Below are 700 nucleotides of genomic sequence, written 5' to 3'. Positions count from 1 at the left end.
AGATAACCAGTCAGCATGAATTTTATTCACATCCCAGTACGAAGTAATATCACTCATTTCACTGGCTCCCCGGTTTGCTGGCTCGTCACCGTTGAACTGCCTGATTCCACGCCGGATACTTTATGCGCATGTCGGTTATACGAATCACGTAACTGTTTCATTGTTGACGTATTACTGTTGCAGTTATCGACGATATCACCAGTAACTTTTAAAATTGGCGTATTACAGAGCACACTCTCGCTTGCGTTAATAGTTACCTGAGTTGCATTATTCACAGTAACCGGCTGGCCTTTAGCTTCAATTGTGATCCCTGACTCAGTCAGTAAGATGTGTAAGCCCCACTGGTTATAAAGCACCACTTCACCGGGATTTAAATTCTTATGCCGGTATTTTTTATTGTTGCTTGCAATCACAACAGCACTTGAGCGGTCCCCGCCGAGATAACCAATCACAACATCTGTTCCAGGCGGCAATGCAGACGAGAAACCAAATTCAACCATTCTTGCCGTATTGTCGCGGACTTCAATCGGCGTTTGATACTGGACAACTTGAATGTTTCCGCTATCGCGTGAAGTCTTAATTTTGCCAAGCCCTAACATCATCTCAACCCGTCGAGATAACTTTCTGATTGCATCATTCATCATCTGATCGTCTCTCTCAAAATTGCGTAAAACTCATACGGTTGTACGGCAAAAGCAGC

General features: G+C 44.0%; 1 protein-coding gene. It reads right to left on the bottom strand.

Going from position 1 to position 700, the window contains the following annotated elements:
- Positions 1–53: 53 nt before the first annotated feature.
- A complete protein-coding gene (locus AACQ83_RS24305) occupies positions 54–641 on the bottom strand; it encodes a phage baseplate assembly protein domain-containing protein (protein ID WP_112879725.1) in 588 nt (195 codons plus the stop codon).
- Positions 642–700: the final 59 nt, after the last annotated feature.

It is taken from the genome of Photorhabdus sp. S10-54 (assembly GCF_963878145.1).
GTDB classification, from domain to species: domain Bacteria; phylum Pseudomonadota; class Gammaproteobacteria; order Enterobacterales; family Enterobacteriaceae; genus Photorhabdus; species Photorhabdus kayaii.
The sequence above is the reverse complement of the archived record's forward strand: the minus strand, read 5'-3'. Positions and strand labels throughout refer to the sequence as shown.